Source organism: Streptomyces sp. NPDC050121 (genome assembly GCF_044460385.1).
Taxonomy (GTDB): Bacteria; Actinomycetota; Actinomycetes; order Streptomycetales; family Streptomycetaceae; genus Streptomyces; species Streptomyces soliscabiei.
Window position 1 is genome coordinate 36,662 of sequence record NZ_JBITJV010000001.1, and the last position, 16,895, is coordinate 53,556.

The window sequence follows — 16,895 nt, forward strand, 5'->3', positions numbered from 1 at the left end:
TGTCGCCCGAGTTCCACAGGTTCCACGAGCTTCGCGATTGAGGGGCGGGCCCCCGTACGCAACCGGCGTGCGGGGGCTCGCTCTTGTCCGTGGGGCGGAGTTACCGTCCGGAGTACAGGATCCGAGGTGCGCGGACCCAGGCTCACCTTGATCGTTTCGGGCGTGGACCGGCTCCGGAAGGCCAATGCAGATCGTCACGGTGCCGGTGCCGGTGCAGGAGGGCATCACCCGGGACAACGTCAAGAGTCCTTCAGAGCGGAGGTGAAGCGCATCTCAAGACCGCTCCGTCCACGCGTGAGCACGGGTCCGCGCTGTTGACCTCAGGTCACGGGGCGCTGCTGCTGCTCGATGTACTGCTTGACGATGGTCAGCGGCGCGCCGCCGCAGCTTCCTGCGACGTACGAGCCGGACCAGAAGCGTCTGCTCAACACCTTGAGGCTGTTGACCAGCTTGGAGAGCTGGACCTTGGGCGGGTAGTGCGCGAACAGGTGTACGTGGTCCTGTTCGCCGCTGAACTCCTTCAGCTCCGCTTCGAAGTCCGTGCACACGTCGCGCATGATCTCTTTGCACCTGGTGAGCATGACATCGGTGAACACGCCGCGCCGGTTCCTGGTGACGAAAGCCAATTGGGCATGAAGGGTGTGGACGACGCGACGGTCAGTCGGTACGGCGGGATTTGGATTCCACCGGGGTGGCACGGCCTCGAACCGTATAGTAATCACGTGACTACGGAAAGCGCATGGGTGAAGCGGCAGTTCGGGCATAGGGCCCGGCTTGCGCTGACCCCCGCGCAGGTCCGGGCCGTCGACGACCAGGCGCATGCGGCCCGCACCATGTGGAACCTGCTGCACGACTGGTGGACGATGCTGCCGAGCGACAAGCGCTCGCTGGTCGCTGCCGATGCCGCGATCCGGCAGGCCCGCAAGGACCTCACCTGGCTCGCCGTCCTGCCCGCGCAGGCAGCCCAGGCGGTCCTGAAGACGTACTTCCATGCGTGGCGCAACTGCTGGGACAAACGTGCCGGCGCACCGAACTTCAAGTCCCGCATCCGCTCCGTCATGTCGGTGGACATCCCCCAGGGCCGGGACCTGAACGTCGTCCGTGTGCACCGCCGCTGGGGCATGGTCAACCTCCCCAAGGTCGGCCGGGTCCGCTTCCGCTGGACCAAGGACCTCCCGGCGGGCAAGAGGGCCGACAAGGGCAACCGGATCACCGGCGCGCGGCTGGTGAAGGATGCACTGGGCTGGCACATCGCCTTCCGCGTGCAGACCATCGAATCCAAGCCGGAACCGCATCGGGGGGCTGAGGTCGGCATCGACGCAGGGGTGAACCTGCCGCTGGCCCTCTCCGACGGCAACCACTTCGACCACGGCCGCGCCGCGCGCCGCCCTGACAAAGCAGCCGACCGCGACAAATGGTTGAACCAACACGAGAAGGCCACACTCCTGCGCCTAGAGCAGCGCGCCGCACACCGCAAGAGCCTCCGCAAACGGGGCGAGCACACCTCCAACCGCCTGCGGAGCACCTACGACCAGATCAAACAGCTCCGCGCAACAGCCACGCGCCGGGCCGTTGACTGGCAGCACAAGACCACCACTCGCATCGCCAACCAGTACGGCACCGTGGTGGTCGAACATCTCAACATCACGAGCATGGTCAAGTCCGCCCGGGGCAGCATCGGGGAACCGGGGAAGAATGTCGCGCAAAAGGCCGGGCTGAACCGTTCCATCAGCCAGGAGGCGTGGGGCCGCACGGTCACGATGCTGGCGTACAAGCTCGCCCAGCGCGGCGGCACCCTGCACAAGGTCCCCGCCCCCGGCACCTCCCTGCGCTGCTCCGCCTGCGGCGTCACCACGCCTGGCAGCCGGGAGGACCAGGCCACGTTCGTGTGCAAGAATCCCGGCTGCGGCTTCGAGGCGAACGCCGACTGGAACGCGGCCCGCAACATCTTGCACCTGTACCGGATCGGCCTCGTGGCGATCCCGGCTGCCGGGAGGGCAGTCGCCAGGCGCGCACCTAGCGTCAAGCCCGCCACCGCAAGGTAGGTGGGAATCTCCCGGCCTCAGCCGGGAGAGCACTTCAATTCAAGGTGACCTCGCCGCCGAGGCGGTCGTCCGGGTGGAGGACTACCGCTTCGCGGTCTCCCAGATGGCCCAGACCTCCCTTCGGTCCATCATCGGCAAGAGCGAGCTGGACGATCTGCTCGCCGACCGCGAAAAGCTCAACCAGGGACTGGAGTTGATGATCGACAGCCCGGCGGTGGAATGGGGCGTGACCATCGACCGGGTCGAGATCAAGGACGTCTCCCTGCCCGAGACGATGAAGCGGTCCATGGCCCGGCAGGCCGAGGCCGACCGTGAGCGACGGGCCCGGGTCATCAACGCCGACGCCGAACTCCAGGCGTCGAAGAAGCTCGCCGAGGCCGCCAAGGAGATGTCCGAGCAGCCGGCCGCCCTCCAACTGAGGCTGCTGCAGACGGTGGTGGCGGTGGCCGCCGAGAAGAACTCGACTCTGGTGCTGCCGTTCCCGGTGGAGTTGCTGCGGTTCCTGGAACGGGCCCAGCAGCCGCTGCCCGCGCCGCCCGCACCGGGAACGCCCGCATCCGGGCCGGCCGCATCCGGGCCAGCCGCACCGGAGATGAAATCCGGTCAGGACTAGACCTCGCCCGTCCGTACGCGATTACTCGCACGTAGCATTTGCAGTGCGAATCCTCAACCCTCCTGTGGGTTCTTCTGTGGCGCCGGGGTGGTGAAGGCGCGAAGGGCGCGCGGTGCTCACCCTGTGCGCGTCCCGAAGGCGACCTTGTGTGCTCCCTGTGCCGTTCGGAAGAGTAGGCGCCCGCCAACCAGCCTTCCGGCCCCGCGCGGTCCCCACAACCGTCCGGGCCGACCCCCACAGGAGGACGCGAGTTGAAGCACCGACGTATACCCAGGCGGCGGACGGTCATGGCGGGAGCGGGTGTCGCCGCGCTCGTCGCGGCGGGAGTCAGCTTCCAGACTGCGAACGCCGGCGAACCTGCGAAGACCCCGCAGCCCGCCACCCTCTCGGTCCTCGCGGCCGGAAAGCTCGCCTCGACGCTCGGCGAGGCCCTCGGCGTCGACGCGGCGGGCACGTACTACGACGCCCAGAGCAAGAGCCTCGTGGTGAACGTCCTCGACGAGAGCGCCGCGAAGACCGTCGAGGCGGCCGGCGCCAAGGCCAGACTCGTCGAGAACTCCCTCGCCGAACTGACCGGAGCCCGTACGACGCTCAAGGCGGACGCGACCGTCCCGGGCACCGCCGTGGTGACCGACCCGACCGCCAACAAGGTCGTCGTGACCGCCGACCGCACCGTCTCCGACGCCGCGTGGGCCAAGCTCACCAAGGTCGTCGACGGACTCGGCAAGGTGGCCGAACTCCAGCGCACCAAGGGGGAGTTCAAACCCTTCATCGCCGGCGGCGACGCCATCACCGGCGGCAGCGGGCGCTGCTCGCTCGGCTTCAACGTGGTCAAGGGCGGCGAGCCGTACTTCCTGACCGCGGGGCACTGCACCGACGCCATCTCCACCTGGTCGGACTCCTCCGGCGCGCAGCTCGGCGCCAACGAGGTCTCCAGCTTCCCGGGCAACGACTACGGCCTGGTCAAGTACACCGCCGACGTCGACCACCCGAGCGAGGTCGACCTCTACAACGGCTCGGCCCAGCGGATCACCGGCGCCGCCGGGGCCACCGTCGGCATGAAGGTCACCCGCAGCGGCTCGACCACCCACGTCCACTCGGGCACGGTCACCGGACTGGACGCCACGGTGAACTACGGCAACGGGGACATCGTCAACGGTCTGATCCAGACCGACGTCTGCGCCGAGCCCGGCGACAGCGGCGGCTCGCTCTTCTCGGGCAGCAGCGCCATCGGCCTGACCTCGGGCGGCAGCGGCGACTGCACCTCCGGCGGAGAGACGTTCTTCCAGCCGGTGACCGAGGCCCTGTCGGCGACCGGCACACAGATCGGCTGACGCCCCGCGCGCCCCGTCCGGGCGATCGCGCCGTTCGCCGAACGGGGCGGTGCCCACCGGGCGGACTCGCTTTGTCCCGGGGGCGACGAACTGTGCGAGTCCGCGCGCACCGCACTCCTCGCGATCGCTGCACCCGGCGGAGTCGGCCGGCGTTTGCGCAGGTGAGAGGGGTTCGAACGACTGTCGTACAGATGTTCGAGAATGGGTCTATGGTGAGGGGTGAGGGATTTAGGGAACTGATGTTCGAGAGTGGGATCGCGGGAGGTGCGTGTGCCAGGGTTCACGCATCTGCACACCGTCTCCGGGTTCTCCCTGCGCTACGGCGCCTCGCACCCGGACCGGCTGGCCGAGCGCGCCTTTGAGCGGGGCATGGACGCCCTCGCCCTCACCGACCGCGACACCCCCGCCGGCACGGTCCGCTTCGCCAAGGCCTGCGCGAAGGCGGGTGTGCGGCCGCTGTTCGGGGTGGACCTGGCGGTCGCCGCCGGGTCCGCGCGGCAGGACAGCGACGTACGCCGGGACCGGCACCGCCCGCCCGTGCGCGGCGGCGCCTTCGTCGACGAGTCGACCCCCCGTGTCACCTTCCTCGCCCGCGACGGCGCCCGGGGCTGGGCCGACCTGTGCCGGATCGTGACCGCCGCCCAGATCGGCTCGAAGGTCGCCAAGGGCGAGATGAAGTGGGGCTGACCATGAGCGAGTTCGCCCCCTCCACCGCGCCCGCCGACGTCGTGCGCCGCCAGTACCTGGCCTCGGCCGCCGGCGACCTGGACGCCCTGCGCGCCACCCTCGCCCCCGACGTGGAGTGGACGGAGATGGCCGGCTTCCCGCTGGCCGGGACCTATCGCACGCCCGAGGGCGTCACCTTGAACGTCATGGAGCAGCTCGGCAAGGAGTGGGACGGCTGGGCCGCCCACGACGACACCTACGTCGTCGACGGCGAGAACGTCGTCGTCCTCGCCCGCTACACCGCCGTCAACAAGGCCACCGGCAAGCCGATCGACGTCCGTGTGGCGCACCACTTCGTCGTACGCGGCGGACTCATCGTCCGCTTCGAACAGTTCGTCGACACGGCGCTCGTCCGCGAGGCCATGGCCGACTGAGTCGTACCGCACCCACCGAGAGGCAGGAGACAGAGATGTCCGCTGCGGACAACAAGGCACTCGTGACTGCCTTCTACGAGCAGGCGTTCAACGACTATCAGCCCGAGGCGGCCGCCACCGCACACCTCGGCGAGAGCTACACCCAGCACAACCCCGAGGCGCAGGACGGCCCGGGTGCCTTCGTCGGCTATGTGCACTGGCTGCGCGGGCAGTTCCCCGACCTGCGCCTGGACATCAAGCGTGTGATCGCCGAAGGGGACTTGGTGGTCACCCACAGCAACCTGCACCTCAAGCCCGGCGACCGGGGCATGGCCGTAGCGGACTTCTGGCGCGTCGCCGACGGAAAGATCGTCGAGCACTGGGACGTGATCCAGGAGGTGCCCGAGAAGAGCGCCAACGACAACACCATGTTCTGACCCCACAGCAGCAGCACGGCGCCCGGGTACGGCACGGGTGCCGTACCCGGGCGCCGTGCTGCTCCGCTGCCGTGGTCCAGCCGCACCACACAGACAACCGAACAGAACAGAACGGATAGAGAGGCTCCCCCCACCATGACCAGCCTTCCCAGCCGACGCCGCCTGCTTGCCACCGGAGCGGGTGCCGCTCTCGGTCTCGGTGTCGCCACTGCCTCCGTCACCCCCGCTCAGGCCGCCACCGGCCAAGCCTCTGCGGGGCGCGTGGACGGGCGGCGGCGAGGAGAAGCGGACTCTTGACGAGCTCTACCAGGCGGCCCTCGCGGAGGGCGGCAAGCTCGTGCTCTACGCCGGTGGTGACATCTCCACTCAGGCGGACGGAATCCGCAACGGCTTCAAGAGCCGGTTCCCGGACATCGACCTGACAGTGGTCGTCGACTACAGCAAGTACCACGACGTCCGCGTCGACAACCAGTTCGCGACCGACACCCTGATACCCGACGTCGTACAGCTCCAGACCGTTCAGGACTTCGTGCGCTGGAAGGAGCAGGGCCGCCTGCTCGCCTACAAGCCGGCCGGTTTCTCCAAGCTCTACGCTCCCTTCAAGGACCCGCACGGCGCGTGGGTCGCCGTCCAGGTGAGTGCCTTCAGCTACATGTACGGTCCCGCCGCGGTCGGCTCCGACATCCCCAGCGGCCCGCTCGACCTGGCCGACGCCCGCTGGAAGGGGAAGATCGCCTCCTCCTACCCGCACGACGACGACGCGGTCCTCTACCTCTACACCCTCTACGTGGAGAAGTACGGCTGGGATTGGCTCGCTCGACTGGCCACCCAGGACCTTCAGTTCGCCCGCGGCAGCTACACCCCGAGCGCGGCCGTCACCAGCGGCCAGAAGGCCATCGGCATCGGCGGATCCGGCGCGCCGCTGTCCACCGGGTCGGTCAAGTGGGTGCTGCCCGAGGAGGCGCCGTTCATGTCCTGGGGACAGCGGGCCGCGATCCTCAAGCAGGCCGAGAACCCCACCGCCGCCAAGCTGTACCTGAACTGGCGGCTCTCCGTCGAGCAGCAGAAGGCCGCCACCAACGGCTGGTCGGTCCGCACCGACGTCACCCCGCCGACCGGGCTGAAGCCCGTCTGGGAGTACCCCAACGGCAACCTCGACGGCTTCCCGCGCTTCATGGCCGACCGCGCGGCGATCGAGCGCTGGAAGCAGACCTTCGCCCTGTACTTCGGCGAGGTCAAGGGAGACCCCTCACCGGGCTGGCTCGGACTGCACCCCGGAGCCTGACCGCCGACCGGTGCCGCCCGGCCCCGCACTCCCCACGCGCTGGGCCGGCGGCCCTCCAATTCCCGGCCGCCGGTTGGGAGGGCGTCGGCTGGTGGCCGCCGGTGGTCACGATGGTCTCCTTCGAGTGAGTTGATGGGGCGGTGTCGTGGTGGTCCCGTTCCTGTGCGCGAAGCACTGCGCACGCGACAGGCGCAGGAACCGGGTTTTCGGCGGCTTCGGCTCACCGACCGGCCGGAGGCGCCGAAGCGGGTGCCGTACACGGGTAGTCCTGGACGCTGACCGGTTGGTCGGTCACGGGGGGTTGGGCGCGGCCGGCGTGCAGCGCTGACCACGATGACGGCGGCCACTTCGAGTTCGTAGTCGAAGCGGAGGCAGCCGGAAGGCATGAACAACGTGGACAAGGTCATGGCCTCGGCCGCCGAGGCCGTCGCCGACATACCGGAAGGGGCGTCGCCGGCGGTGGGCGGCTTCGGGCTGTGCGGCATACCCACCGTGCTCATCGACGCCCTGCACGCCCAGGGCGCCGGCGGACTGCGCGTGGTCTCCAACAACTGCGGCGTGGACGGCCAGGGCCTCGGTGTCCTGCTGGCGGCCGGCCGAATCGCCCGAGTGGCCGGCTCCTACGTCGGCGAGAACAAGGAGTTCGCCCGCCAGTACCTCGCCGGTGAACTGGAGGTGGAACTCACCCCGCAGGGCACCCTCGCCGAACGACTGCGCGCAGGCGGCACCGGCATCCCATCCTTTTACACCCCGGCCGGGGTCGGCACTCAGGTCGCCGACAGTGGCCTGCCCTGGCGCTACGACCCCGACGGCAGCGTCGCGGTGGCCTCGCCGCCCAAGGAGACACGTACTGGCTTTGTTCACGAGTTTCGACAGCAGATGTACGCCTCACCGCGCAGCGCGTGGACGGCGGCGTGTTCGATGTTCATGAGAAGTGACAGCGGCCGTGAGGCGGCTGGCCGAGCAGTCGCCTCCGCCGGTCGAGGACTGCGCCACGGTCACGGCCTGGTGGCCAACCAGACGGTCACGGCCGCGGTGGCGGTGAGTGCGACATTGAGTGTGATCCGGCGGTCTTCTCCGGTCAGGTGAACGGCGATCGCACCGGTCTGCAGAAGTACGAAGCCGATGGCTGCGGCCGACGCCAGCCAAGGAGCGGTACCGGTCAGCGGTGGCAGGACCAGACCGGCCGCGCCGAGTATTTCGACCGCCCCCAGCGCCCTGAGGGCGGGCAGGGGAATACGGTCGACCCAAGCCATCATCGGTCGGAGTTGATCGCGGCTGCGGATCACCTTCAGCGTGCCTGCGTAGAAGTAGAAGAGCGCGAGCAGTCCCGCGACGATCCAGTAGGCGATGTTCATGGTTTCCGTTCACGGGGGCCCCGGTTCGCGGGGTCCTGTCGATTGCGTCGAGTGCCAGGGAAGCCCCTGGAGACGGCCGGTCCGTCGTCCGAGGGTTCGGACGCGAAAGGCGGGAGCGCCACGGCCCCAGAGGCCGAAAGGAGGGCGGCCGGGCCGTTCCGTCCCGCCGACTTCAGGCGAGGTCGGTCGCGGGCTGTGTCGCGTAGCGGCTCATTGTGTCGATGTTGGCCTGTGGCGTCAGCGGCTGTCCGGATGCGAGCACCTCATGAAGGTCTCGGAAGTACTGCACATACAGGTCGGGTGTGAATGTGCTGAGCATGACGGCGGGTTGGTCGGTCAGGTTGGCGAAGGTGTGCGGGGTGCCGGGCGGAACCATGACGAGCGTCCCCGCGGCGGCGTCGTAGTCCTCGTCCCCGACGGTGAACCGCACGGTGCCGGAGAGGACATAGAAACCCTCGTCGTGTTGGCCATGGCGGTGCTGCGGCGGGCCCTGCGTGTGCGGGGCGAGGACGGACTCGGCGATCGCGAGGCGGTGCCCGGTGTGGCTGCCGTCCTCCAGAACGCGCATGCGTGTGGCGCCCAGAACGATCGTCTCGCCCTCGTGGGGACCCACCACCGATACGGCGGGGTCGGCCTGCGGCTCGCTGGTCTTCGCTTTTTCGGTCATGGTCACGAGTGCACCGCCGGGACCTCGCCGGTGTCCAAGACCCATTCAGCAGAGCCGATACCTCATGGGTATCGTTGCAGCGTGGAGCTACGGACCTTGCGCTACTTCGTGGCGGTCGCCGAGGAACTCCACTTCGGCCGGGCCGCCACCCGACTGCATATGAGTCAGCCGCCGCTGAGCCGGGCGATCAAGCAGTTGGAAGCCGAGGTCGGGGCCCTGCTCTTCGCCCGCTCGACCACCGGCGTCACGCTCACTCCAGTGGGCGCGGTGCTGCTCGACGAGGCGCGAGCCCTACTCGACCACGCCGACCGCGTCCGGGTACGTGTGAGCGCAGCAGTCGGCGTCGCGACTATCACCGTCGGCATCTTGGGCGACGGCACCGACCCGGGAGTGGCCAGGCTGGCCGCGGCCTACCGCCGAAACCACCCCGGAGTCGACATCCGCATCCGCGACACCGATCTGACTGACCCGACGTGCGGACTGCGCGCTGGACTGGTCGACGTCGCCCTCACCCGGGCACCGTTCGACGAGACCGCACTGACGGTGCGTGCGCTGCGGACCGATCCGGTCGGCGTGGTCCTGCGTGCCGACGATCCGCTGGCCCGCCGCGATGAGCTGCGGCTGGCCGAGCTGCGCGACCGCCGGTGGTTCCAGTTCCCGCAGGGCACAGACCCCATCTGGCAGTCGTACTGGAACGGTGGCAGGCCGCGGGAGGGACCAGTGGTGCGCGCCGTCCAGGAATGCCTGCAGGCTGTGCTGTGGAACGGCACGGTCGGCCTGGCCCCGCTCGGACACGACCTGCCCGCGGAGTTCACCGTGGTGCCGCTGATCGACATGGCGCCGAGCCGAGTGGTGGCGGTGTGTAACGAAGGAGACACCAACCCGTTGACCCGATCATTCATCAAGATCGCGACAGCCGCGTACCGCCACTGAGGATCGGCAATGGCGCTGCCGCAGCTCGTGAACAATTCGAACGCTGCAGCCCTCGTGACCGCCTCCGGAAATGGTGAATATCTGCTGTCGCTTCTCGTGAACAAAGCCACACGTACCTTCCGCGGCCGGGCGTACGTCCTGGAGGAGGCCATTACCACCGACTTCGCCCTGGTACGGGCCTCCCGCGGCGACCGGCACGGCAACCTCGTCTTCCACCGCAGTGCCGCCAACTTCAACCCCCTCGCAGCCATGGCCGGCCGGACCACCATCGCCGAGGTCGAGGAACTCGTCGAACCCGGCGCCATCGACCCCGACGCCGTCCACCTGCCCGGCATCTACGTCGACCGGGTCGTGGGCCCCGTCCCCGCCGACGACAAGGGCATCGAGAAGCGCACCGTCCGCACGCGTCAGGAGCGGCACTGATGACCTGGACCCGCGACCAGATGGCGGCCCGCGCCGCCCGCGAACTGCCCGACGGCTCCTACGTCAACCTGGGCATCGGACTGCCCACCCTCATCCCGGGCCACCTCCCGCCCGGCGTCCACGTGGTGCTGCACTCGGAGAACGGCGTCCTGGGCACCGGCCCGTACCCGTACGACGACGAGGTCGACCCCGACCTGATCAACGCGGGCAAGGAGACCGTCACCGTGCTGCCCGGTGCCTCCTTCTTCGACTCCGCACGGTCCTTCGGGATCATCCGCGGCGGCCGCATCGACGTCGCCGTACTGGGCGGCATGCAGGTCTCCGCAGCCGGTGACCTTGCCAACTGGACCGTACCCGGCAAGATGATCAAGGGCATGGGCGGTGCCATGGACCTGGTGCACGGTGCCCGCAAGGTCATCGTCCTCATGGAGCACACCGCCAAGGACGGCTCACCGAAGATCGTCGACGAGTGCACGCTCCCGCTGACCGGGCGCGCCTGCGTCCACCGGATCATCACCGACCTCGCCGTCCTCGACATCACGGCCGACGGCCTGTCTCTGGTCGAACTCGCTCCTGACGTGTCTCCCTCGGACGTCCGCGAGCGCACCGAACCGGAGGTGGGAATGGCGCTCTCCGTCCCCCACAGCTGACCCCGCCACCAGGAAGAACCCTCCGCATGTGTCCTGTCCTCACCAACCCCTGCAGCAGGCAGCGGCTCACTCCGGAGCCAGTCGGCGCCGCTTCCTCCAGATACTGGGAGGAACCGCGGCTGTCGGCGGACTGATGTGTACTGCGAGTACGAGGGCCCTCCCGTCCGTCGGACGGAAGGGCCCATGACCAGGTGTTTCTCTGTGCCCCCGGCACGTTTCGAACCTGCGACCCCCGCTTTAGACGATACGACGGTGCTGCTCGGTCTCGACGGGGTGTCCGTCGCCCGGGTCGAGCGGCTGGCGGATGGGACACGCCGAGTCCACTTGGTCACCGCCGATGAGACGGCCCGGGCCTGCCCGGCCTGCGGAGTCTTCGCCACCCGGGTGAAGGGCTCCGCGACCACCTTGCCCCGCGATCGGCCGTACGGCGAGAGCGGACCTGAGTTCCGCTGGCACAAGCGTCGCTGGTGGTGCCGGGAGCCCGGCTGCCCGTGGCCGGCGGGATCACTGCGGCGACCAGTGCGTCCTGCTGCGGTTGTCACGGCGCCGCTCTGGCTCGCGCGATCACACCGTCCCGCCGCTGCGGTCGTTCCCTCGGCGCAGCAGGCCGTGCAGGGCCTGCGCCGCCGGGGACAGGGGCGCGGCGCGGCGCAGGACGTACGAGTGGCGGCTCTGGGGCGGGTCGAAGGGGACGATGACGACCCCGCCCGCGCGGCCGAGTTCGGCGAGTGTGCGGGGGAGGACGGCGGCACCCGCACCGGCGAGGACCAGGTAGAGAGAGGATCCGCGCAACTCGGTCTCCACGGCGGGTGTGAACGCGGCAGCGCTGTCGACGCCCGCCCCGGCCAGCATGTCGACCACCATGTCACGGACACCGGTGACCATTTCGAGGTCGAGCAGGTCGGGCACGCCCACGACGCCACCCGGAGGCGGGGTGCTGCCGGGCGGCAGGGCGAGCACCATGTCCTGCTCGGTGACGAGCTCGCCGGTCAGGTCTCGTTCGGTGGGGTCGAGGCGGTCCGTCAGGCCGAGTTCGACGGCGCCGGAGCGAACCGCCTCGCGGACTTCTTCGGGGCGCTCAGCCGAGGTGACGCGGACCCGGACCTGAGGATGACGCGACCGAAACTGCCCGATCACCGCGGCGAGAGGGTCGAGCAGTACGCCGGGCAGCGCGATGAGGTCCAGTCGTCCTGTGACGAGCCCGGATACGGCTTTCACCACGGCGCGGCCTGTCTCCATCTCGCGAACGATCAGGCGTGCCTGCCCGGCGAAGGCCTCCCCTGCCGGGGTCAGGCGGACACCCGAACCTGCGCTCGGCGGCATACGCTGACCAGCCAGTGCCGCCATGGTCACCGGAAGTCCGGGAGGCGCGGCGGGAGGAAGGACAGCAGGACGGGGGGCAGGCTGCCCGTCCGTACGCAGGCACCGGGTCACGCTCCCGACGCCATATGGGAGTGCGTGCAGTGGCTGGCTTCCGGCTCACCCGGCTCGTAGGACGTCGAGCGCTGTGAGTGCCACGTGCAGTTCGGTGCGGTGTTCGCCGGACTCGAGATCGCAGTCGAGTATCCGCTCGATGCTGCGCAGACGTTGGTAGACGGTCTCGCGGGACAGACGGCCGGAGCGGGCTGCCAGGGTCTTGTTGCCTGCGGCGTCAAGGTAGTGGCGCAAGGTCGTCAGCAAGTCCGTCCCGTGGCGGGCATCATGGTCGAGGAGCCGGCTTAGTCGGCGCTCGGTGAAGTCCTGGATCTGGGTATCCTCCCGGAGCGCGAAGAGCAGGCGGCGCAGGCCGATGTCGGATGGCTTGTGGTATGAGCGTCCCGGCGGGAGCGGCCGGCCGGGTTCGGTGGCTTCGGTGACGCGGGTCGCCTCGCGGAAGGATCGGGCGACATCGAAGAGGTCCGTCGCCTCGCTGCCTGCGCTGACGGTGGCCCCCGGCGCCAACTCGAGTACGGTGCGGCTCAGGTGTTCGACCACGGGTGGGCAGGGCTGGCCGGGGCGCAGGGACAGGAGGATGCCGAGGCGCGTCGGGCTGAGAACGCCGACGAGTGCCTGTGTCCCTTGCTTCCTCAGCTCTTCGCAGAGGAGCGCTTCGCTTTTCGTCGCGTCGGTCTCTTGAGGAAAGTCCGCGAGCACGGCCATGAAGCTGCAGTCCTTGGTGGACAGACCCAGTGCGGCGACCCGGGCCTCGGCGTCCGTAGGGGAGTGGTGGCGTTGTCCGACGAGGTCGCGCAGGAGATTGCGGTGTGCCGTGCGTTCCCAGGGCACGGGGTGGATGACGCGGGCGATGGTGAGGGCCATCGCAGCTCTCTCCAGGACCGTCACAGCGGTGGGGCCGAATATCGAGGGAGTGGGCCGGCGTGACGGGGCGGACAACATGACCACCCGGCCCCATCTTTCGCCCTGGTACTCCACAGATGTCACGAGCCAGCCGTCGGGTCCGGACACGGATGTGCGGCCGGCGGAAGGTGTCGCTCGTGAGCGCCGTTCCCAGTCGCTGAGCGCTGCTTCGACCGTGCCTGCGGAGGGCGCGCAGATCAGTGCCTGGTGGGCCAGGTTCTCCAGTACGACGGTGTGGCCGCTCATCTCAGCGGCGGCACGTACGACCTCCTCGGGCACAGCGCCGCGCAAGGTGAGGGCGGTGAACGCCTCGTGAATGCGCTGGGTCCGGCGCAGCTCCTCGGCCTGGTTGCCGAGGATGAGAGCGTGGACTACCTGTGTGACCTCAAGGAAGTTGACGTCCTTGGCCAGGGTCACGAGGGGGAGTCCGCGGGCCTCGCAGGCATGGACCAGGGCGTCCGGCGGGCGGTGATAACGGCGGACCAGCTCGATGACCAAGGCCGCCGCGCCGATGTCGGCGAGTTCGTTCACGTAGCGGCGTACACCGGCCGGCTCGTCGGGCAGGGGCATACCGGTGGTCAGGACGAGCTCGCCGCCCTTGAGGAACGAGGCAGGGTCGGTCAGCTCGGTCATGTGAACCCAGCGGACGGGGCGGTCGAGCAGGTCTGCTCCGGTGACGACCTGCGGCTGCCCGGCGGCGAGGACGGGAAGGGTCACAACGTCGGCCACGGTGAGCGGATGGCCGGCGGTGGCCATGCCCGGGCCGGCCACGGAGGCGTCAGGACCGTCGGTGACGGACCTTGCGGCCGTGTGGTGCTTCTCGCTCATGGGACCTCCCTGGGTGCTCCGTCACCCTGACAATCCTCACTGACCTGCGCAAGAGCTCTCAAAGGGCTGCTGTGAGCAGGGCGAGCGGGGCGTGATGCCCGGTGCGGCTGACACAACGTCCAGATGCCGGGGCGCGGGCGGACAGATCGAGCATTGGCGTCATCGAGGTACGCGGAGATGCTCGACCGGACCGGAGCCAGACCGACGACCCGCCGGGAGACGAACATGACTGCACTGTCGCCGCACCTTCGCCAGGCCACGCCCGTGGTGGCGGTCCGGGGAGAGGGCGTCCACCTCTACGGTGATGACGGCCGCCGCTACCTCGACTTCACCGCCGGCATCGGCGTGACCAGCACCGGGCACTGCCACCCCAAGGTCGTAGCGGCCGCCCAGGAACAGGTGGGCACCCTCGTCCACGGCCAGTACACGACAGTCATGCACCAGCCGCTGCAGCGGCTGGTCGACAAGCTGGGCGAGGTCTTGCCCGAGGGGCTCGACAGCCTGTTCTTCACCAACTCCGGCAGCGAGGCGGTGGAGGCGGCGCTGCGGTTGGCCCGGCAAGCCACCAGTCGGCCGAACATCCTGGTCTGCCACGGTGGCTTCCACGGCCGTACGGTCGCCGCCGCTTCCATGACGACCTCCGGCACCCGCTTCCGGTCCGGCTTCTCCCCGCTGATGAGCGGTGTCGTCGTCACTCCGTTCCCGTCTGCGTACCGGTACGGCTGGGACGAGGAGACCGCGACCCGCTTCGCCCTGAAGGAGCTGGACTACACGCTCCAGACGATCTCCTCGCCCGCCGACACGGCCGCGATCATCGTCGAGCCGGTGCTCGGCGAGGGTGGATACGTCCCCGCCAACCGCGCCTTCATGCAGGGCCTGCGGGAGCGGGCAGACCGCCACGGCTTCCTGCTGATCCTCGACGAGGTACAGACGGGCGTCGGCCGCACCGGTCGCTTCTGGGGTCACGACCACTTCGGCGTCACGCCCGACATCCTCGTCACCGCCAAGGGCCTGGCCAGCGGCTTCCCGCTGTCAGGAATCGCCGCCTCCGAGGAGCTGATGACCAAGGCGTGGCCCGGCTCGCAGGGCGGTACGTACGGCGCCAACGCCGTCGCCTGCGCCGCGGCCTGCGCCACCCTCGACGTTGTCCGCGACGAGAGGCTCGTCGAGAACGCCGAGGCGATGGGCAAGCGCCTTCGCCAGGGCCTGGAGGCCGTGGCCGACCGGACCGCAGGCATCGGCGACGTACGCGGCCTCGGGCTCATGCTCGCCACGGAGTTCGTCACCGAGGACGGCAGTCCGGACCCCGAGACTGCCGCCCGTGTGCAGCGCGCCGCTGTCGACCAGGGCCTGCTCCTGCTTCTGTGCGGTGCCTGGAACCAGGTCGTGCGGATGATCCCGGCCCTGGTGATCGACGAGACGGCGGTGGACCAGGGACTCCAGGCATGGGCGGCCGCGGTGGAGGCCGGCACATCGGGAGCGGCGCGGCGATGACGTTGTCGGGCCGGGGTGCCGTCCTTATCCGGCAGCACCGGCCTGCGCGCACCGAGGGTTCCTGTGCGGTCGTCACCGCGGCAACGGTCCGCCTGGTGGCGACCCCACAGGCTTCAACACCGCTCCCTCGCGTCTTGAGTCAGGAGCTTGCGAAGTCGCGCAGGTGAGCAGCCGGGTTCTCCGGCGCTGCCGTACGTCCAGCAGCGCCGGAGGCGCGGGCCTTCACCGCGTCCGCGTCGTCGCAGTCGAACTCGACATACCACCAGGCACGGCCCTCGGGGAGGCCAGTGACGGAGTCCGAGCCGCAACGGGCCCGCATGGTGGCGACGAGCGCCTCAACCAGCTGTCACCGCGCTTCGGTGACAGAAACGGTCACCGCATCGGGGGTCCGTGCTTCGTCGAGGCTGTCCTTCACGCAACCATGGTCGGGACCATCGAGTCGTCGGCTGCTTTGCTGAGGGGCAGAGGGTGCGCAATGGACATTCGGCAGCTGGAGTACTTCCTTGCGATCGTTGATCGTGGGGGATTCAACCGTGCGGCCTCGGCCTTGTACGTGTCGCAGCCGTCACTGTCGCAGGCCGTGCGGGCACTGGAGCGTGATCTCGGTTCCGAGTTGTTCCATCGCATCGGGCGTAGGGCAGTGCTGACGGAGGCCGGAAGGGCTCTGATCGAGCCCGCCCGAGAGGCCGTGCGGAGTCTGGAGACGGCGCGGGCGAGTGTCGCGGCGGTGCATGAGCTGCGTGAGGGGCGCCTGGACGTGGCGTCCGTGCCCTCGCAGGCGGTGGAGCCGCTGACGAGTCTGGTGAGTGCCTTCAGCCACCGGTATCCCGGCGTCTCCGTGGCCATCAAAGCGGCGTTCACCTCGCGTGATGTGATCGACATGGTGCGCACGGGTGCCGTGGAACTGGGGCTCTTGGCGTCCGCCCGGCCGCTCTCCGACAAGGAGGTCGTCTGCCATGCGCTGGGGCGGCAGCGCTTTGTGCTGATGGTGCCGGCCGACGGCCCGTTCGCTGATCGGACGGCGGTGCAGTGCCAGGAGCTTGCGGGACAACGGCTGATCGTCGGGCAGCCGGGTACCGGGATGCGCGCCTACGTCGACGCGCTGCGGGAACAGGGCATCGAATTCACCGTCGCCGCCGAGACCGAGCACCGGGTGTCGCTCATGCCCCTGGTGCTGGCCGGGGTCGGGCTCGCGGTGGTCATGGATTCCTGGCGGGACCTCGCGCGGCAGCTGGGCGCCCGCGTCCTGGACATCGAGCCGGAGAGCACCTTGGACATCGCTCTCGTCAGCCGCCGCGGCAGCCTGTCGCCGGCGGCTGCCGCGTTCGTCACGGCCGCCCTCTCGGCCGCCGGCAGCTGATAGGCGCCGCTTATAAGGGAGATCCGCTTTGCGTCTTGGACGCCCCGCGGAC

15 protein-coding genes and 6 pseudogenes are annotated in these 16,895 nt (G+C 69.4%); 15 read left to right on the forward strand and 6 right to left on the reverse strand.

Annotation, left to right across the window (positions count from 1 at the left end; translation table 11 throughout):
- Positions 1-36 precede the first annotated feature (36 nt).
- Positions 37-241 (forward strand): annotated as a pseudogene (locus ACIBTS_RS00175) (hypothetical protein); the annotation flags it as partial.
- A gap of 79 nt (positions 242-320) precedes the next feature.
- Here the strand turns inward: ACIBTS_RS00175 and tnpA are convergent.
- Positions 321-698: an IS200/IS605 family transposase gene (gene tnpA / locus ACIBTS_RS00180; RefSeq protein ID WP_399315928.1), complete on the reverse strand. Its 378-nt coding sequence runs from the start codon at positions 696-698 to the stop codon at positions 321-323.
- Positions 699-722: 24 nt separating this feature from the next.
- Here tnpA and ACIBTS_RS00185 point away from each other — a divergent pair, with 24 nt between their 5' ends.
- The 8 genes and pseudogenes from ACIBTS_RS00185 (at position 723) to ACIBTS_RS00220 (ending at position 7,882) form a co-directional block, all read left to right on the forward strand.
- Positions 723-2,045: an RNA-guided endonuclease InsQ/TnpB family protein gene (locus ACIBTS_RS00185; protein ID WP_399315630.1), complete on the forward strand. Its 1,323-nt coding sequence runs from the start codon at positions 723-725 to the stop codon at positions 2,043-2,045.
- Positions 2,046-2,097: 52 nt separating this feature from the next.
- Positions 2,098-2,658 (forward strand): annotated as a pseudogene (locus tag ACIBTS_RS00190) (SPFH domain-containing protein); the annotation flags it as partial.
- 251 nt (positions 2,659-2,909) lie between these two features.
- Positions 2,910-3,992, forward strand: coding sequence for a S1 family peptidase (locus ACIBTS_RS00195; RefSeq protein ID WP_399315631.1), 1,083 nt, complete (start codon positions 2,910-2,912; stop codon positions 3,990-3,992).
- Positions 3,993-4,262: 270 nt separating this feature from the next.
- Positions 4,263-4,634 (forward strand): annotated as a pseudogene (locus ACIBTS_RS00200) (PHP domain-containing protein); the annotation flags it as partial.
- Positions 4,635-4,681: 47 nt separating this feature from the next.
- Positions 4,682-5,092, forward strand: coding sequence for a nuclear transport factor 2 family protein (locus tag ACIBTS_RS00205; protein ID WP_399315632.1), 411 nt, complete (start codon positions 4,682-4,684; stop codon positions 5,090-5,092).
- A gap of 35 nt (positions 5,093-5,127) precedes the next feature.
- Positions 5,128-5,508 carry a nuclear transport factor 2 family protein gene (locus tag ACIBTS_RS00210; RefSeq protein WP_352178932.1) on the forward strand — a complete coding sequence of 127 codons (381 nt, stop codon included), beginning with the start codon at positions 5,128-5,130 and terminating at the stop codon, positions 5,506-5,508.
- A 135-nt stretch (positions 5,509-5,643) separates the two neighbouring features.
- Positions 5,644-6,793, forward strand: a pseudogene (locus tag ACIBTS_RS00215) (ABC transporter substrate-binding protein).
- 393 nt (positions 6,794-7,186) lie between these two features.
- Positions 7,187-7,882: a CoA transferase subunit A gene (locus ACIBTS_RS00220; protein WP_399315929.1), complete on the forward strand. Its 696-nt coding sequence runs from the start codon at positions 7,187-7,189 to the stop codon at positions 7,880-7,882.
- On the opposite strand, the gene ACIBTS_RS00225 is transcribed toward ACIBTS_RS00220, so the two are convergent.
- Positions 7,792-8,151, reverse strand: coding sequence for a DoxX family protein (locus ACIBTS_RS00225; RefSeq protein WP_108999129.1), 360 nt, complete (start codon positions 8,149-8,151; stop codon positions 7,792-7,794). The genes ACIBTS_RS00220 and ACIBTS_RS00225 overlap by 91 nt on opposite strands.
- Positions 8,152-8,323: 172 nt before the next feature.
- A complete protein-coding gene (locus ACIBTS_RS00230; protein WP_399315633.1) occupies positions 8,324-8,818 on the reverse strand; it encodes a cupin domain-containing protein in 495 nt (164 codons plus the stop codon).
- 81 nt (positions 8,819-8,899) lie between these two features.
- Here ACIBTS_RS00230 and ACIBTS_RS00235 point away from each other — a divergent pair, with 81 nt between their 5' ends.
- From ACIBTS_RS00235 to ACIBTS_RS00250, 4 genes and pseudogenes are all read left to right on the forward strand, one after another.
- Entirely contained in the window at positions 8,900-9,751 is an 852-nt protein-coding gene (locus ACIBTS_RS00235; protein ID WP_399315634.1) for a LysR substrate-binding domain-containing protein, read from the forward strand.
- 102 nt (positions 9,752-9,853) lie between these two features.
- Positions 9,854-10,174: pseudogene (locus ACIBTS_RS00240) on the forward strand (CoA transferase subunit A); the annotation flags it as partial.
- On the forward strand, positions 10,174-10,824 hold the full coding sequence (locus ACIBTS_RS00245; RefSeq protein WP_399315635.1) for a CoA transferase subunit B: 651 nt from the start codon (positions 10,174-10,176) through the stop codon (positions 10,822-10,824). The pseudogene ACIBTS_RS00240 and the gene ACIBTS_RS00245, both read left to right, overlap by 1 nt.
- A gap of 183 nt (positions 10,825-11,007) precedes the next feature.
- Positions 11,008-11,301: pseudogene (locus ACIBTS_RS00250) on the forward strand (transposase family protein); the annotation flags it as partial.
- A gap of 87 nt (positions 11,302-11,388) precedes the next feature.
- Here the strand turns inward: ACIBTS_RS00250 and ACIBTS_RS00255 are convergent.
- Both ACIBTS_RS00255 and ACIBTS_RS00260 read right to left on the reverse strand, forming a co-directional pair.
- On the reverse strand, positions 11,389-12,063 hold the full coding sequence (locus ACIBTS_RS00255) for a LysR family transcriptional regulator substrate-binding protein (protein WP_399315636.1): 675 nt from the start codon (positions 12,061-12,063) through the stop codon (positions 11,389-11,391).
- 240 nt (positions 12,064-12,303) lie between these two features.
- On the reverse strand, positions 12,304-13,989 hold the full coding sequence (locus tag ACIBTS_RS00260; RefSeq protein WP_399315637.1) for a PucR family transcriptional regulator: 1,686 nt from the start codon (positions 13,987-13,989) through the stop codon (positions 12,304-12,306).
- A gap of 225 nt (positions 13,990-14,214) precedes the next feature.
- On the opposite strand from ACIBTS_RS00260, the gene ACIBTS_RS00265 reads away from it, so the two are divergent.
- Positions 14,215-15,483, forward strand: coding sequence for an aspartate aminotransferase family protein (locus ACIBTS_RS00265; RefSeq protein WP_399315638.1), 1,269 nt, complete (start codon positions 14,215-14,217; stop codon positions 15,481-15,483).
- A gap of 139 nt (positions 15,484-15,622) precedes the next feature.
- On the opposite strand, the gene ACIBTS_RS00270 is transcribed toward ACIBTS_RS00265, so the two are convergent.
- On the reverse strand, positions 15,623-15,802 hold the full coding sequence (locus tag ACIBTS_RS00270; RefSeq protein WP_399315639.1) for a hypothetical protein: 180 nt from the start codon (positions 15,800-15,802) through the stop codon (positions 15,623-15,625).
- A 156-nt stretch (positions 15,803-15,958) separates the two neighbouring features.
- Between ACIBTS_RS00270 and ACIBTS_RS00275 the strand changes: the two genes are divergently transcribed.
- Positions 15,959-16,843: a LysR family transcriptional regulator gene (locus ACIBTS_RS00275; RefSeq protein WP_399315640.1), complete on the forward strand. Its 885-nt coding sequence runs from the start codon at positions 15,959-15,961 to the stop codon at positions 16,841-16,843.
- Positions 16,844-16,895: the final 52 nt, after the last annotated feature.

Excerpts from the sequence above, each read along its gene's own strand:
- ACIBTS_RS00255 (WP_399315636.1), bottom strand. The coding sequence starts at position 12,063 with ATGGAGACAGGCCGCGCCGTGGTGAAAGCCGTATCCGGGCTCGTCACA.
- ACIBTS_RS00245 (WP_399315635.1), top strand. The coding sequence starts at position 10,174 with ATGACCTGGACCCGCGACCAGATGGCGGCCCGCGCCGCCCGCGAACTG.
- ACIBTS_RS00210 (WP_352178932.1), top strand. The coding sequence starts at position 5,128 with ATGTCCGCTGCGGACAACAAGGCACTCGTGACTGCCTTCTACGAGCAG.
- ACIBTS_RS00225 (WP_108999129.1), bottom strand. The coding sequence starts at position 8,151 with ATGAACATCGCCTACTGGATCGTCGCGGGACTGCTCGCGCTCTTCTAC.
- ACIBTS_RS00205 (WP_399315632.1), top strand. The coding sequence starts at position 4,682 with ATGAGCGAGTTCGCCCCCTCCACCGCGCCCGCCGACGTCGTGCGCCGC.
- ACIBTS_RS00260 (WP_399315637.1), bottom strand. The coding sequence starts at position 13,989 with ATGAGCGAGAAGCACCACACGGCCGCAAGGTCCGTCACCGACGGTCCT.
- ACIBTS_RS00265 (WP_399315638.1), top strand. The coding sequence starts at position 14,215 with ATGACTGCACTGTCGCCGCACCTTCGCCAGGCCACGCCCGTGGTGGCG.
- ACIBTS_RS00230 (WP_399315633.1), bottom strand. The coding sequence starts at position 8,818 with ATGACCGAAAAAGCGAAGACCAGCGAGCCGCAGGCCGACCCCGCCGTA.
- ACIBTS_RS00270 (WP_399315639.1), bottom strand. The coding sequence starts at position 15,802 with ATGCGGGCCCGTTGCGGCTCGGACTCCGTCACTGGCCTCCCCGAGGGC.
- ACIBTS_RS00275 (WP_399315640.1), top strand. The coding sequence starts at position 15,959 with ATGGACATTCGGCAGCTGGAGTACTTCCTTGCGATCGTTGATCGTGGG.